This window comes from Streptococcus cameli, from assembly GCF_053207365.1.
In genome coordinates this window covers 728568-743566 of sequence record NZ_JBRUIM010000001.1, presented here as the reverse complement: position 1 = coordinate 743566, position 14999 = coordinate 728568, and the positions used below count along the sequence as shown (strand labels likewise).

At 41.7% G+C, this 14999-nt stretch carries 14 protein-coding genes; 3 read left to right on the top strand and 11 right to left on the bottom strand.

What is annotated here, in order from left to right:
- Positions 1-4: 4 nt before the first annotated feature.
- The 3 genes from lepA to ACVR1I_RS03720 all read right to left on the bottom strand — a co-directional run bounded on the left by lepA (position 5) and on the right by ACVR1I_RS03720 (position 3816).
- Entirely contained in the window at positions 5-1837 is a 1833-nt protein-coding gene (lepA, locus tag ACVR1I_RS03730) for a translation elongation factor 4 (RefSeq protein WP_447443006.1), read from the bottom strand.
- A gap of 87 nt (positions 1838-1924) precedes the next feature.
- On the bottom strand, positions 1925-3016 hold the full coding sequence (locus ACVR1I_RS03725) for a hypothetical protein (RefSeq protein ID WP_447442700.1): 1092 nt from the start codon (positions 3014-3016) through the stop codon (positions 1925-1927).
- Positions 3017-3078: 62 nt separating this feature from the next.
- A complete protein-coding gene (locus tag ACVR1I_RS03720) occupies positions 3079-3816 on the bottom strand; it encodes a PHP domain-containing protein (RefSeq protein WP_447442699.1) in 738 nt (245 codons plus the stop codon).
- 172 nt (positions 3817-3988) lie between these two features.
- On the opposite strand from ACVR1I_RS03720, the gene ACVR1I_RS03715 reads away from it, so the two are divergent.
- Both ACVR1I_RS03715 and ACVR1I_RS03710 read left to right on the top strand, forming a co-directional pair.
- The gene (locus tag ACVR1I_RS03715; protein WP_447442698.1) at positions 3989-5140 is read left to right on the top strand and encodes a cobalamin-independent methionine synthase II family protein; all 1152 of its coding nucleotides are present in this window, start codon (positions 3989-3991) and stop codon (positions 5138-5140) included.
- Positions 5141-5269: 129 nt separating this feature from the next.
- Positions 5270-6307, top strand: coding sequence for an NADH:flavin oxidoreductase/NADH oxidase (locus ACVR1I_RS03710; RefSeq protein WP_447442697.1), 1038 nt, complete (start codon positions 5270-5272; stop codon positions 6305-6307).
- A gap of 54 nt (positions 6308-6361) precedes the next feature.
- On the opposite strand, the gene ACVR1I_RS03705 is transcribed toward ACVR1I_RS03710, so the two are convergent.
- Positions 6362-7045: a DUF4956 domain-containing protein gene (locus ACVR1I_RS03705; RefSeq protein WP_447442696.1), complete on the bottom strand. Its 684-nt coding sequence runs from the start codon at positions 7043-7045 to the stop codon at positions 6362-6364.
- Positions 7026-7769 carry a polyphosphate polymerase domain-containing protein gene (locus ACVR1I_RS03700; RefSeq protein ID WP_447442695.1) on the bottom strand — a complete coding sequence of 248 codons (744 nt, stop codon included), beginning with the start codon at positions 7767-7769 and terminating at the stop codon, positions 7026-7028. The genes ACVR1I_RS03705 and ACVR1I_RS03700 overlap by 20 nt, the downstream gene beginning before the upstream one ends.
- Before the next feature lie 122 nt (positions 7770-7891).
- Between ACVR1I_RS03700 and ACVR1I_RS03695 the strand changes: the two genes are divergently transcribed.
- Positions 7892-8215 (top strand): hypothetical protein, encoded by a 324-nt coding sequence (locus tag ACVR1I_RS03695; protein WP_447442694.1) that lies wholly within the window; start codon positions 7892-7894, stop codon positions 8213-8215.
- A 128-nt stretch (positions 8216-8343) separates the two neighbouring features.
- Here the strand turns inward: ACVR1I_RS03695 and pheT are convergent, their stop codons facing one another.
- The 6 genes from pheT to murA all read right to left on the bottom strand — a co-directional run bounded on the left by pheT (position 8344) and on the right by murA (position 14985).
- A complete protein-coding gene (gene pheT / locus ACVR1I_RS03690) occupies positions 8344-10746 on the bottom strand; it encodes a phenylalanine--tRNA ligase subunit beta (RefSeq protein WP_447442693.1) in 2403 nt (800 codons plus the stop codon).
- An 11-nt stretch (positions 10747-10757) separates the two neighbouring features.
- Positions 10758-11282, bottom strand: a complete 525-nt coding sequence (locus tag ACVR1I_RS03685) for a GNAT family N-acetyltransferase (RefSeq protein WP_447442692.1) — start codon at positions 11280-11282, stop codon at positions 10758-10760.
- Between the two features lie 14 nt (positions 11283-11296).
- Entirely contained in the window at positions 11297-12343 is a 1047-nt protein-coding gene (gene pheS / locus ACVR1I_RS03680) for a phenylalanine--tRNA ligase subunit alpha (protein ID WP_447442691.1), read from the bottom strand.
- Between the two features lie 300 nt (positions 12344-12643).
- Positions 12644-13489 (bottom strand): DNA/RNA non-specific endonuclease, encoded by an 846-nt coding sequence (locus ACVR1I_RS03675; RefSeq protein WP_447442690.1) that lies wholly within the window; start codon positions 13487-13489, stop codon positions 12644-12646.
- 28 nt (positions 13490-13517) lie between these two features.
- Positions 13518-13709 (bottom strand): DNA-directed RNA polymerase subunit beta, encoded by a 192-nt coding sequence (locus tag ACVR1I_RS03670; RefSeq protein ID WP_447442689.1) that lies wholly within the window; start codon positions 13707-13709, stop codon positions 13518-13520.
- Positions 13702-14985, bottom strand: coding sequence for a UDP-N-acetylglucosamine 1-carboxyvinyltransferase (gene murA / locus ACVR1I_RS03665; RefSeq protein WP_447443005.1), 1284 nt, complete (start codon positions 14983-14985; stop codon positions 13702-13704). Before murA ends, ACVR1I_RS03670 begins: the two co-directional genes overlap by 8 nt.
- Positions 14986-14999: the final 14 nt, after the last annotated feature.

Here is a 14999-nt window from a genome sequence, read left to right as displayed (position 1 = left end):
TTGCTTATTTCTTATCATCTTCGTCCATTGACAGCACGCTGAGGAAAGCTTCCTGTGGTACTTCAACAGATCCGATGGCTTTCATCCGTTTTTTACCAGCTTTTTGTTTTTCGAGGAGTTTGCGTTTCCGGGAAACGTCACCACCATAACACTTGGCCAATACGTTTTTACGAAGGGCTTTGATGTCACTTCTGGCCACAATCTTTTGCCCAATGGCAGCCTGAATTGGCACCTCAAACTGCTGACGTGGAATGATTTTCTTGAGCTTGTCTACAATCAATTTGCCACGTTCATAGGCAAATTCCTTGTGAACGATAAAGCTGAGGGCGTCGACCTTGTCTCCATTGAGGAGAATATCCATTTTCACCAATTTCGACGTCCGGTATTCGGAAATCTCGTAATCAAAGCTGGCATAGCCGCGTGTAGAGGATTTCAATTTGTCAAAGAAATCAAAGACAATCTCAGCTAGTGGAATTTGGTAAATGACATTGACACGATTATCATCAATGTAATCCATGGTTACGAAATCCCCACGCTTGCGCTGGGCCAATTCCATCACCGCTCCGACATACTCTTGTGGTACCATGATTTGCGCCTTGACATAGGGCTCTTCAATGGTAGAGACACGGGTTGGCTCTGGAAATTCAGACGGGTTAGACACTTCAATCATTTCCCCGTCTGTTGTATGCACATGGTAAACTACCGACGGAGCTGTCATGATCAGGTCAATATTAAATTCCCGCTCAATCCGCTCTTGGATAACATCCATATGAAGGAGACCCAAGAAGCCACAACGGAAACCAAATCCAAGGGCCTGAGAAGTTTCAGGCTCAAATTGAAGACTGGCATCGTTGAGTTGTAATTTCTCAAGGGCTTCTCGCAAATCATTGTACTTGTTAGACTCAATCGGATAGAGACCCGCAAAAACCATCGGGTTCATCTGCTTGTAGCCATCCAGAGCTTCTGACGCAGGATTCGCAGCCAAAGTCACTGTATCCCCGACACGGGTATCTGCCACAGTCTTAATGGAAGCTGCAATGTAGCCAACATCACCTGTCGCTAAGAAATCACGCCCAATGGCTTTTGGTGTGAAAATCCCCACTTCCGTGACATCAAAGGTCTTGCCATTGGACATCATTTGAATGGTGTCGCCAGGTTTGACCATACCATTGACCACACGGACTTGAAGGATAACCCCACGATAAGGGTCATAAACCGAGTCAAATATCAAGGCTTGTAGTGGAGCATCCACATCACCTGTCGGTGCAGGAACTTTCTCTACAATCTGCTCCAAGATTTCTTCAATCCCGATACCAGCTTTGGCTGAAGCAGGGACGGCTTCGGACGCATCAATCCCGATAACATCTTCAATCTCACCACGAACACGTTCTGGATCAGCCGCTGGCAAGTCAATCTTGTTGATGACAGGGAGGATTTCCAAATCATTATCCAAGGCTAAGTAGACGTTAGCCAGAGTTTGCGCTTCAATCCCCTGCGCTGCATCGACAACCAAGATTGCCCCTTCACAGGCAGCTAACGACCGTGATACCTCATAGGTAAAGTCGACGTGTCCTGGTGTGTCGATTAGATGGAAGATATAAGTCTCCCCATCTTTAGCCGTATAGTTGAGCTGAACAGCGTTAAGCTTGATGGTAATCCCACGCTCCCGCTCCAAGTCCATGCTATCCAACAGTTGGGCTTGCATTTCACGTGTCGATACGGTTTCTGTCTGTTCTAAAATACGGTCAGCCAGGGTTGATTTCCCATGGTCAATGTGGGCAATGATCGAGAAATTCCGAATTTTCTCCTGGCGTTTTTTTAATTCTTGACTGTTCATCATGTCTTTATTTCATTCCTATACATTACAAAATTTTGTCATCTTCCATTATACCACAAAAAGACAAGCTCATGCTTGTCTTTTCTCTTATTCGATACCGGATTCAAAATGATTTTCCACAACATGAGACTCCTCAACTGTTGGTAGTTCCGGACTGGTGATTGGTGCCATTTCTTCTAAACCTGCTTCTTCTGGATCAGATAACGTTGCTTCTTCTAGGATAACAGCTTCTGGGACTTCTTCTGATAATGTTGGTTCTGATGCCAAAGCATCCGCTTCTTCCACAAATTCTGGACTTGGAATTTCTTTAGGAGTTGCCAAAAGATTAACCAGTCCTTGGTACAAATTCTCTGTCCCTTCGGAGTAGCGACGTGGGAAATGAGTCAAATACTCTTTCCCTTCATCCAATTTATCTAATTCATAGGCTAACGAAATCAGCATTTGGTAATATTGTGCTTGATAGATTGGGGTTTGTGGCAGATGTTGAATTTTTTTCAATTCATGGTAATAAATCGCTGGATCACCTTGGGCATACTGAGCAGTCAATCCTTCTACTTCTTGGAAAAAGGCCTTGTCTTTGCGCTTAGCACTACCGATTTCAAAACGCTCTGCTAACCACCCGATACCAAAGGCGCACACAATCCAAGCAATTGCTCCCAGAATATAGGTATCCGTTAAAACCCCAACAGCAATACCAACTGGAATCCCAATAATCCAAGCTAAAATGCTCCATAAACGATTTCCAATTGACGAGTTGCGGTCCTTCATATCGGTTTGGTGCACAAAATCATTCTGAAAATGCTCCCAATATTTTTCTACATTTTCTGAATGAAGCGGTAAGCGTTTGCTTCCTTTTTTATTGAGATAGAACTTATAAAATTCACCATTGTAGGTCCGAATTTTTAAAACAATATTCAAGAGACCTTTTCGGACCTTGAGCCCTTGGATTTCACTTTTTTCAATCAACTCAAAATCCGTAATTTGAGAAACATCAAAGGTTCCAATTTCAATAATCCCGAAATATGTATGGTTTTCCAAAAAAATGTGGTTAGTAGAGGAACGCCCGTTTGGATGCGTCGCAAACGCATAGTTTTTCCAGTCAAATTGAAAGGCTGGATTGGCTTCATTCACCTCAGCAACCATTTTTTCAACCATTTCTTCGTTTAATACAAATGCCATAATCTTAATCTCCTATCTAGATTGAGTATAGCAAAAAAAGCCTATTCCCACAAGATGAGCCATCAGGAAATAATCTCTTCTTCTGAGATACCAAGTGATGCTAACAATGAATAAGCGTCTTCAAATCCCAGACAAAAATGGTCCATCTTATGGGCGTCAGACCCTATTGAATATTTCTGACAACCTAAATTTTTCAGCAGACCAAGTGCATAGACATACAGGTCCTGATTCCCATAAAGGTACATCGATTTTGTATTGATTTCAAAAGCCAAATCTTGTTCTATCATTTTTTGAAAAATACGGCAAAGCTCCTTTTCATAATGAGACAAGTCAGCAACCGACAGCTCAAATTTCCGAAAACCATAATCAAAGTGTGCTAAAACATCTGCTGGGACACGCCCAATCGCATACTCCAAACGTGCTAGATAATCTCGTATCACTTCCCCTTTATCCAGTTGCAAGACCTCATCTTGCAAATAGTCATACCTTCCATTATGGTGAACAGACAAAAGTTTTAAGTCAAATTCTTTGTCCTTTAAAAAGTCCAATATCTCGGATTCACGTGGTTGATAGTAACCAATTTCAATCCCTTTTTTCAAACGATTGCCGTAAAGAGAGTTGAGTCGCTCTATCTCTTGACTATAAGTAACATAATCTGGAACATCATCTTGCCCTGTATAGGGATTAGACAAGTCAAAATGCTCCGTTGTGATGATTTCACCACTCGTATTCTTCAGGTAATTTTCTAATGTTTCATTGGAATCATACGAGTAGTTGCTATGGATATGATTGTCTCTCATCTGTTTTCTCCTTTTTCGTATTATAACAAAGTTTTAAAAATGTTAAAAGAAAATCTAGTTTACCAGTTAATATATAGGCATTCTCTATACCCTCCCTTTTAAAATAACTATTTTTCAAAGCCAAAAAATTAGGATAAAATAAGAACATCACAAAGATATGAGGTAGTAACTTATGACAACATCTAAATTTCAATTGGTAGGTTCTCTCCTACGTCCTGCTAACTTACGCAAATACAAAACAGAAATCGAACACCGTGATGATATCCAGTACCCCTTCTACGATGCCCTTCCAGGTTACCAAGAAACCGAAACGGCTGATATCAAACAAATCATTGCGGATCAAAAAGAAAATGGCATCGATGTTTTGACTGATGGTGAGTTCGGTCGTTCTATGTGGCACTTGGACTTCGTTTGGGGCTTAAAAGGCATTGAGCGTTACATTGCAGAACATGGTTATACTTTCCAAGATGAGGAAGACGGTGCTTTTGAAACACGAAAAGATATCGGTATTCGTATTACAGAACCTCTCTCTGGAAAAGGTCACCACTTCCTAGAGATTTACAAATTGGTCCAAGCTGAAGCTGGAGACCAAGAAACCAAACAAACCATTTGGGGACCTGCCCATGCTTACACAGAATTGGCAATCTTTGATGGCCTATCTGGCGAAGACCAAGTCTATAAAACCAATGAGGAATTGAAGGCAGGACTCATCAATGCTTATAAAGAATTCCTGACTGAATACAAAGAAATCGGTGGTAAAATTGTTCAATTCGATGATTGTCTATGGGAACTCTTTGACGAAACCAATCCCCTTTCTCCATTTACTGGTTTAGGCAGTGAAGCCCTTGCTGGATTAGCTGATGAGTTTGTGGCCATCAACAATGAAGTCATCGACTACGCCCATGAAATAGGTTTGACCGTCTGGACGCACAATTGCCGTGGTAACTATGAAAGCCGTTCAGCAACAGGTGGCACCTACGAAGCCATTGCGACCAAGTTCTTGAAGGAGCAAAAATACGACCGCTTTTTCCTTGAGTGGGATAGCGAAGTTGCTGGAGACTTAAAAGCACTCGAAGCATTGAAAGATAGTGACGCCGAGGTCGTCCTTGGCCTTCTCTCCTCAAAAACGACTGATTTGGATGATGAAGAACGGGCCTTGCAATTATTAGAAGAAGCTAGCCAAATTTTACCAAAAGACCGCCTCTTCTTGTCTCATCAATGTGGATTTACATCTTGTGATTCAGGAAATGAATTGGCTACTCCACAACAATGGGCCAAAATCAAACAAGGACAAGCAATCGCTGAAAAATTCTTCTCAAACTAAATCACATCTGATTCCTGACCAGGAGCGGCAACTAGAACTCACCTAGTTGTCGTTTTTTATTGACCGTTTCAAAAAACAGAAATCAGAAGCAATTTGTGCTATGATAAGGGTATTGTAAAGGAGGTTTCTATGTCGCAATTATTATCACCCGTTTCAATTGCTGGATTGGAACTCAAGAATCGTATTGTCATGCCACCTATGTGCATGTACGAAGTACACAAAGAAGATGGCTTTCCAACTTTCTTTCACCAAGCCCATTATGGTGCCAGAGCCATCGGGCAAGTTGGATTGATTATTCTCGAAGCAACTGCTGTCGAGCCCGATGGGCGTCTCACCAATCGCGATTTAGGTATCTGGTCAGACAAGCATGTGCAGCCACTCCAGGAATTAGTAGCCAATCTCCACCAAGTTGGAAGTAAGGTTGGAATCCAACTCAACCATGGAGGACGGAAAGCACAAGATGCGGTTGATCTAATCGCACCTTCTGCCCTTGCCTACAATGATGATTTTGGGCTTCCAAGAGAAATGACCTTACAGGATATAGAGCGTGTGAAAGAAGCCTTTATTGATGGGGGAAGACGGGCGCAAGATGCTGGCTTTGATATGCTCGAGCTGCATGCAGCCCACGGTTACCTCTTGCACCAGTTTCTCGAACCATTAATCAATCAGCGACAAGATGATTACGGAGGAAGTCTGGAAAACCGCTACCGCCTTCTCAAAGAAATCGTTACAGGTGTCAAAGAAGTGTTTTCTGGCTCTCTATGGATCCGTTTATCTCTTACGGCCTACGATGAAAGCGGCCAGGAAAATACTCTGACAGACTGGCAAACCATTGCACAATGGCTAGAGAGAGATGGTGTCCATGCTTTGGATATTTCAACAGGCGGTCTCATTGAAAAATCACCTAACATTCCCATTTACCCTGGCTACCAAGTACCATTTAGCAACAGCATCAAACAAGTAGTGTCTATCCCAGTTACTGCTGTTGGATTGATTCAGTCTCCTGAATTAGCCGAACAGATTTTGCGGTCAAAACAAGCTGACCTCATCCAAATTGGTCGTGGACTTCTACAAAACGCCAACTGGGCCAATCATGCTGCCAGCCTTCTTCATGACAAAAACTTTCAAGAATACAACCGCTCCTACCAAAGAGGATTTTACAAATAAAAATAACAAAAAGACGATAGCATTAAGATTGACTATCGTCTTTTTTGATAAATTTTATAACCGTTTTTTCTTAGGAATCTGGTGGTGTAGAACAACATCAACTGGATTAGTGGCCATGATTTTCTCAATAATAGCATGGTCACTTGTATTCTTTGTGACGCTAAGAACGTACTCTAACACCAAGACTTCTTTTTTCTTTTTGTAATGGACAGACAGCAACTCTGATTGTTTACAGGCTGATCCCAAAATATCTTCAAAATAGTGGTCATAGGTAAATTCTTTTGGTACCGTCAATAGAATATGACGTGTTGTTGCCTTAGGCTGAAGAAATGGCACATTTTCCAACAAAACCATTAAAAACGACAATAGAACAGTAAAACAAATAGCTAGTAGCAAGAATCCCATACCTGTTGCAAGGCCAATAGCGGTTGCTAAAAAGACTGCAAGCAATTCATTTGACGAACCCGCTGCAGACCGGAAGCGAATGAGACTAAAGGCTCCTGCTACTGCCACACTGGTTCCAAGATTTCCATTGACTAAAAAGATAATAATGGCAATCAAGCTTGGTAACAAAGCCAAGGTAACGACAAATTCCTTGCTGTACTGGGTTTTGTATTTGTAGACAAAGGCTAAGAGCAAGCCCATTGATAAGCTCGTTACCAAGGTTGCCAAGACCTGACTCAAGGTAACCGTAACATTTGTTGTTGTAAAAATACTGCTAAATAATTCTGTTTGCAAGGGTCTCACCTCCTAGACTCTCTTGGTGCAAGCGATAGGCATTCCCGTATTTTGAGAACGATTTCTTTTCGATCTGGTATTTTTCTAATAGAGCCACTAGCCACTTTGGTTGCTGATCAGGGACTTTTATTTCCATGATGACCTTATCTGGACTCAACAGAGTATTACCATATTGGTGTTCTTGTACGGAAACATTTTCTGCCCGATACAGTAAATGTTGATCAATGGTTAAGCGAACTTTTTTATCCTCTTTTCCCTTAAAAGATAAACGGTCATAATAGATATACATCATCGGTTTTAAGGTACCATACCGACTTCGTAACTCTTGTAATTCAAATGTGACTTGCTCATCTTTAATCGTTGCATCAACCATCCCTTTTTCAATATAGTTTAGGACAGATTTTGGATTGGAGGTCAGGCGGTATTTGTAGCCTACTTTGTCAATTTTCTTTTTAATTTCTAAAAAAGCTTGACTGGTTGCACTTGGCCGGGCATCATAGATCCGCATTCGAACTTTTTCACGACCATTTTTCTTTGCAATCGAATCTTGGATGATATCAAAATTCTGATTATCAAAGTAAATATTGGTAATGGTCGATGCTGCAAATTCATCTGACTGCATGTACTGCTCCAATTCTTTTTTCATTTGCAGAAATGTGCTTTTGTCCAAAATATACTTGCTTTCCATGCGTTTAAATTGTTTTTGAATCATCCGTGTTTTCATCTGTGTTTCCTTCTTTCTTTTTGACAAGCTTAGTATAGCTTTCAACTATTAAAGAAATCTGAAAGAAAGGTTAAACATTTCTTAAACTGCTCAGCTTTCATTTTGAGAGAAGATTTGATACAATGAAGAAAAAGAAAGTAGGTCAATCCATGTACGAGCTTTGTTTAGAATACGGCACCTTTCCAATTAGTTTAAAAACAGATGATTTTGCGGACTCGCAGTCTATTCCTGATTTTCTCCAAAAAGAGCCTGAATTGCTAGCAGATTTAATGACAATCAATGCCCAATTTCATAGTCTCTTCATTGAAATTGAGGGAAATTTGGATTTTATTGGTCGAGATGAACCTGAAAAAATTAGCCAGCTAAAAGTAGCCTACCAAGAAATCACCAATCGCGTTTCAGAACGATTTCCATCTATTGAAATTGCTCCCTTTTACTTGGCCTAAGACAAACAAAAAAGACAGATACCATCAGGTTTCTGTCTTTTTTTAGACCTTGAACAGTTGCTAGTTACACAACTAATCCAAAAGGCAATGATCGAGATGTTTCAACAGTGAAGTTACTTTACTTTCTTTTATCGGATCTCTGCTCCGAGTTCTTCCAATTTTTTAATAATCTTGGTCATATAGCCAGTTACTTCCTCATCTGTGAGATTATCAGATGGGTTTTGGAAGGTTAGACTATAAGCCATCGATTTCTTACCAACTTCAATATTGGCACCAGCATACACATCAAATAGACTCACATTCGTTAGGCGTTTCACATTGGCTTGTGCAATCGCTCCTAGAACGTCCTTATGACTAACCGTCTCATCTAAGAGAAGAGCAATGTCTCGGGTCATAACAGGGAATTTCGAAATTTCCTGGAATAGCACTTCTTCTAACAGAGAAGCTTCTAACAGACCGAGATTGATTTCAGCTACATAAGTTTCAGGAATGCCATATTCCTTAGCTGTCTGAGGGTGGACTTGCCCAAGGAAACCGAGGTATTCTTCTTCCATATACAAGAGAGCGGTCCGACCTGGATGAAGACTGGAAATGGCACTTGTTGGACGGAAATCCACCCTTAGATTGTACTTGCTAAAAATGGTTTCTAGAATCCCTTTTGCATAGAAGAAATCAACTGCAACAGCTGGAGTTTGGAAATCTTTTTCTGTCACCAGACCTGTTATAGCAAGAGCAAATTTACTGATTTCTTGCGGCAAATCTTCTTTTTGATTTCCAGTCTGTTCAAAGATATTGCCAATTTCATAAAAGGCTAAATTTTTATTCTTACGGGCAACGTTATATGCTACCGTATCTAGCATACCAGACACCATATTCTGACGGAGAACCGAGCGGTCCACTGTCATTGGCCACATCAACTCTGTCACTTGTGTTGGTTGGTAGCTAAAGGCTACTGCTTTTTCTGGTGTTGTTAGAGCATAGGTCACAATTTCAGTTAGGCCAGCTCCTTCTGCTAGATGACGGATTTGGCGACGGATTTTTTGGGTCTCTGTCAATTCACCGGCTGTGCCATCTTCTTTTGGAAGTGTCGTCGGAAGGTTATTGTAGCCATAAATACGGGCGATCTCTTCCACCAAATCTGCTGGAATAGCAATATCCCAACGACGACGGGGAACTTGAACGGTGAATGCTTCTCCGTTTCCTGAGATGTCCATACCTAATTTGGCAAAGATACTTGCAATAGCAGCATAATCCAAATCAGTCCCCAAGGAACGATTCACATAGCTGATTTTGGCTGATACAGGAACAGGATCGATGTCAACTTCACCCGCAGCTACCACACCTGATAAGACTTCTCCGCCAGCTAAGGTTGCAATCATGGCCGCTGCTGTGTCAAGAGCTTGGCCTAAATCTGCTACATTGACACCTTTTTCAAAACGAGAAGAACTTTCAGAACGCAAGTTCAAACGACCAGAGGTTTTCCGAATGGATTTGCCTTCAAAAAGAGCTGCTTCTAGCACAACTGTTTTGGAAGTAGCAGTGATTTCGGTATCTGCTCCCCCCATGACACCACCAAGTGCCACTGCTTGGTCGCCAACTGAAATCACAATATCTTCTGTAATTAGTTCCCGTTCAACGGCATCCAATGTGACAAGTTTTTCTCCTGCACGCGCTTGTCGAGCCACAATTTTTTGAGCGTCAAATTTGTCATAATCAAAAGCGTGCATCGGCTGACCAAAGTAGAGGAGAATGTAGTTGGTCACATCCACCACGTTGTTAATCGGACGAATCCCAGCATTCATCAAGAGGTTTTGCAGCCACTGTGGACTAGGTGCAATCGTCACGCCTTCAATCACACGTGCTTGATAGGTTTGAACCTTGTCCGATTCAATGTCCACTTCTAAGAGGTCACTTGCCGCTTTGCTACTTTCTGTTAATTCTACTGTTTCAAATTGGACTTGGCTACCAAAAATGGCTGCCACTTCATGCGCAACTCCACGCATGGACAAGGCATCCGCACGGTTTGGCGTGATAGATAATTCAACAATTTCATCATCTAAATCAAGATAAGAGAAAACTTCCTCTCCTGGAACAGCTTCTTCTGGCAAAATTTGAATGCCGTCTGCAAATTCCTTTGGCACAACCGCATCAGAAATCCCTAATTCTCCCAGAGAACAAATCATACCAAGCGATTCGTAGCCACGAATTTTCCCTTTTTTAATCTTGTAATTATCTGCAATACGAGCTCCAGGAAGAGCCACCATCACCTTAATACCTGCACGAACGTTTGGCGCACCACAGATGATTTGACGAAGCTCTTCATCGCCAGTATTGACTTGACAAAGATGAAGATGGGTCTCTGGAATATCCTCACAAGAAACCACTTCTCCAACCACAATTTTGGACAAACCGGAAGCTGGTGAGGTAACCCCCTCCACTTCGATTCCAGTTGTCGACATTTTTTCTGCTAATTCTTGACTGGTCGCATCGAAATTGACCAATTCTTTTAACCATTTGTAACTTACTAACATGTTTTCCTTCCCTATTTCAGCGCCTTTTTCATCAACCAATCGGTATCAACTTTATCGCCAACTAAAAACTGGTGTTCTCCGAATTTTTCAAATCCATATTTTTTATAAAATTCTTGAGCCTTTACATTGTGCTCCCAGACACCCAACCAGACCCATTTATGCTGTGATTTATCAGCAATGGACATGGCATGTTCAAACAGAACTTTTCCCAATCCTTGTCCTTGATAAGCCTTTAGAATGTAAATTCGTTGAATTTCAATGGCATCTTCTAATTCTTGCTCCGTCTGAGTAGTCCCCCAATTGACTTTTAAAAATCCAACAGGCACCGAATCCTGCATCAAAAAATCAATTTGACTCTCTGGATCTTGAATTTCGGCTCTTAATTTCTCTGTGGAATAATTTCTATCAAAAAATTCCTGCAACTGCTCTGGGGTATTATCTTGACCAAACGTTTCTTCAAAGGTTTGAATCGCCAATTTGCGAAGAAGTTCAACTTCTTCAAGTTTTACTTGTTTGATATGCAGTGCCTTATCCATGTTTTATCCCTTTATCATTTAAATTGCTCTGAGAAACGAACATCGCCTTGGTAAAAACCGCGAATATCATTGATACCGTAGCGGAGCATAGCAATCCGTTCTTGCCCTAAACCAAAGGCAAATCCTGAATACTTGGTCGCATCAATCCCAGACATCTCAAGAACACGTGGGTGTACCATTCCAGCGCCAAGGATTTCAATCCAGCCCGTTTGCTTACAGACATTGCAGCCCTTGCCACCACATTTGAAGCAGGAGACATCCACTTCGACAGATGGTTCTGTAAATGGGAAATAAGACGGACGCAAGCGAATTTGGCGTTCTTCCCCAAACATCTTCTTGATAATCAACTCAAGCGTGCCTTTTAAATCCCCCATGGAGACATTTTCGCCAACGACCAATCCTTCGATTTGGTGGAATTGGTGGCTGTGGGTCGCATCATCGGTGTCCCGACGAAAGACACGTCCAGGGGAAATCATCTTGAGGGCCCCTTTTGAAAAATCATGCTGGTCCATGGTTCGTGCTTGAACAGGACTGGTATGGGTCCGCATCAAGATTTCTTCTGTGATGTAGAAAGTATCTTGCATATCACGGGCAGGGTGATCTTTTGGTAGATTCATTCGTTCAAAATTATAATAGTCTTTTTCAACTTCAAAACCATCTACAATTTGGAAGCCCATGCCCAAGAAAATATCTTCAATTTCTTCAGACGTTTTAGTTAAAATATGGCGATAACCTGTATTGATGGTACGACCTGGTAGCGTGACATCTAGAGATTCCAGAGCCAATTGTGCCTTGATTTTTTCTTGCTCTAGAAGCTCTGCCTGTTGCTCAAAAGCCTTGGTTAATACATCCCGGACTTCATTTACTTGCTTACCGACAATGGGTTTCATTTCGTTGGATAAATCTTTTAAGCCCTTTAATAAGTCTGTTAATGAGCCCTTTTTCCCTAAAACAGAAACCTTTAACTCTTGTAATTCTTTTTGGTTATCGTGGCGTAATGATTCCAATTTTTCTAGTGTTTCTTGGCGTAATGTAGCCAGTTGTTGTTCAATTGTTGACATATTTCCTCCAAAATAAAACGCATGTCAAAGCTCCTTTAGCGGAGCGTTGACACGCGGTACCATCCGTTTTCATCTGACAAGCCAGACCTTGATTTCTGATCCTTTGGTGAGTGAATTGGCTAGGCTTTCCTTTAGTAAGCTTGCAGTCACGGCTTACCTCCCTTTTAAAGTTCCCTCTAGTTACTAGTCTCACAGATCCTATTTAATTGTGTGATTAAGTGATTGTTTTTCACAAATGCAATAAAACATATCAATAATGCTATTTTATCAGATTTCACTATCATTGACAAGCAGAATTCTCTACTGATTCACACTTATCTCCCCTGTCTGGTAGTTGATGGAAAGACCAGACTGAACATTTGGGATAAAAACATTAAATTCTAAACTTCCATCAGCTGATTTAGCTTCTAGGTGTCTGCCTATGGCGACCAAATCTTCTTCTTCCGCATAAATCAGCGTGACACGGTAACGAACACGTTTGTTCTTGTCCAAGGCTCTTCGAATCTGTGTTTCATAATAGTTTTGCCCTGTCGACCAGCTATCATCTGCTTGGTTTGACCAAGCTGTCTGAACAGCAATGTTCTCAGGGTTGCTCATGGATGCATCAAAGCCAGCTAAACCGCCTGTAATAGCATAACCCAAAAGATGCCCACGGTCAATAGCATGGTCATATTCTCCGGGTAAATCATGCACTTGATGCCAGCCTGCCGGTTTAAAATCCGTTCGGCCTTGTCCTGTTTCATTGCGGTCACGGTATTGGCGGGTCGATTTTGCAAGCAGAGCATTCGCCACAGTAGGCACTGTTTCGCCTTGAACAGTCTTGGTTTTGTTATCTGCATACGGCGCACTTGCCACATCGGCATTTAAGTTGGTTTTGTTCCCATTGAGGATAAAGGCGCCGGCACCATTCCACTCAATGGACTTTCCTACTTGTTTTTGTACGGATTCTGTCAGTACACTGGATGCTAGTTCCTTAGAAGGCGTTGATTCGCTTGTTTTGGATTGGTTGACGTAGTAAGAGCGCTCTTGTTCTCCTACAAACAATTCTGAAACTTGAGGAAAAACAGCATTTCCTACTAAGAGAAGTACAGCAACCAATAAGCTAATCAAGCTTGTTTTTTGTTTATTGATTCGTTTTTGTGACATGGTTTCTCCAAATAAAAAGTAGGTTACCCTACTTTCCTGTAAATTTACTGATTAATTCTTGCCATTTGGTCAAGGACAAAATGGCTGTGGCTTTTTCACCATCACCAACAACAGCGTAGCCGACCATTAAGCCGAGTACAAAGACAATAAAAGCTAATAGAATAATAGCAAGAACCAATAAGAATTGTCTTCCAACATACTGTAAGTTTTCTTTATTCATCGTCTTCCTCACTTGCCACTCGTTCAATAGAAGCGCCCAGGCCTTGTAGTTTTTTATGAAATTGATAATAACCACGATCTAAATGCGATAAACGGCCAACAACTGTTTCTCCTGATGCAACCAGACCTGCTAAAATAAGAGCTGCACTGGCACGCAAATCCGTAGACATAACTTCTGCCCCTTGTAATTTTCCACCGCCTGAAATAATAGCTGTATCTCGCAAAATTTCAGAATGCAAATCCATACGACGCATTTCTTCGAGGTGTTGGAATCGATTTTCAAAGACTGTTTCAATCATGGTTGATTCACCATTAGCAACTGCCATGAGGGCTGTAAACTGCGCCTGCATATCTGTTGGAAATCCAGGATGTGGCTGCGTTTTTACAGTTACAGGTTTTAATTTGTCTACCTGAGATTGAATGCGGATCCCCGCTTCTTCCTCAGAGACAGAGACTCCCATTTCCATCATCTTTGAAATCAAGGGTCTGTTGTGCTCCCAAATGGCATCTTTGACCAAAACATCGCCACCTGTCATGGCCGCTGCAACCATAAAGGTTCCAGCTTCAATGCGATCTTGGACCACGTTGTGTTCTGTTCCATGCAGACGCTCCACCCCTTTAATCGTCAGAGTATCTGTTCCAGCTCCCTTGATATTAGCCCCCATTTTATTCAAACAATTTGCCAAATCCACAATTTCAGGCTCACGCGCTGCATTTTCAATAACGGTTGTTCCACTTGCTAGAGTTGCTGCCATCATCAGATTTTGAGTGGCTCCAACACTTGGGAAATCCATGTAAATATGAGCACCTCTTAATTGATCCGCTCTGGCTTCAATATCCCCAGCATTTTGAGTAATGGCAGCCCCCATAGCTTCCAAACCTTTTAAATGCAGGTCAATCGGACGACTACCAATCGTACAACCGCCTGGCATGGACACTCTTGCATACCCATTCCGAGCTAAAATCGGACCTAAAACGACAATAGAAGCCCGCATCTTATTCACATACTTATAAGGAGCCGTACTACCGATTGTACCACTGGCATCAACTGTGACCTGGTTATTTTCCTTATCAAATGCAACAGCTATCCCTAACCCACGTACGACATTGTTCATGGTTGATACGTCTGATAAAATTGGGACATTCTTTAAAACAGTTTGTCCTTCACTGGCTAAAATAGTAGCCGCAAGCAAGGGCAAGACTGCATTTTTAGCCCCTTCTATCGTGACCTCACCTGTCAAACGGTTGTTACCGCCTTGAACAACAATTTTTTCCATTACCATATTTCATT

Coding starts and splice junctions, on each gene's coding strand:
- lepA (WP_447443006.1), bottom strand. CDS start 1,837: ATGAACAGTCAAGAATTAAAAAAACGCCAGGAGAAAATTCGGAATTTC.
- ACVR1I_RS03725 (WP_447442700.1), bottom strand. CDS start 3,016: ATGGCATTTGTATTAAACGAAGAAATGGTTGAAAAAATGGTTGCTGAG.
- ACVR1I_RS03720 (WP_447442699.1), bottom strand. CDS start 3,816: ATGAGAGACAATCATATCCATAGCAACTACTCGTATGATTCCAATGAA.
- ACVR1I_RS03715 (WP_447442698.1), top strand. CDS start 3,989: ATGACAACATCTAAATTTCAATTGGTAGGTTCTCTCCTACGTCCTGCT.
- ACVR1I_RS03710 (WP_447442697.1), top strand. CDS start 5,270: ATGTCGCAATTATTATCACCCGTTTCAATTGCTGGATTGGAACTCAAG.
- ACVR1I_RS03700 (WP_447442695.1), bottom strand. CDS start 7,769: ATGAAAACACGGATGATTCAAAAACAATTTAAACGCATGGAAAGCAAG.
- ACVR1I_RS03695 (WP_447442694.1), top strand. CDS start 7,892: ATGAAGAAAAAGAAAGTAGGTCAATCCATGTACGAGCTTTGTTTAGAA.
- pheT (WP_447442693.1), bottom strand. CDS start 10,746: ATGTTAGTAAGTTACAAATGGTTAAAAGAATTGGTCAATTTCGATGCG.
- ACVR1I_RS03685 (WP_447442692.1), bottom strand. CDS start 11,282: ATGGATAAGGCACTGCATATCAAACAAGTAAAACTTGAAGAAGTTGAA.
- pheS (WP_447442691.1), bottom strand. CDS start 12,343: ATGTCAACAATTGAACAACAACTGGCTACATTACGCCAAGAAACACTA.
- ACVR1I_RS03675 (WP_447442690.1), bottom strand. CDS start 13,489: ATGTCACAAAAACGAATCAATAAACAAAAAACAAGCTTGATTAGCTTA.
- ACVR1I_RS03670 (WP_447442689.1), bottom strand. CDS start 13,709: ATGAATAAAGAAAACTTACAGTATGTTGGAAGACAATTCTTATTGGTT.
- murA (WP_447443005.1), bottom strand. CDS start 14,985: ATGGAAAAAATTGTTGTTCAAGGCGGTAACAACCGTTTGACAGGTGAG.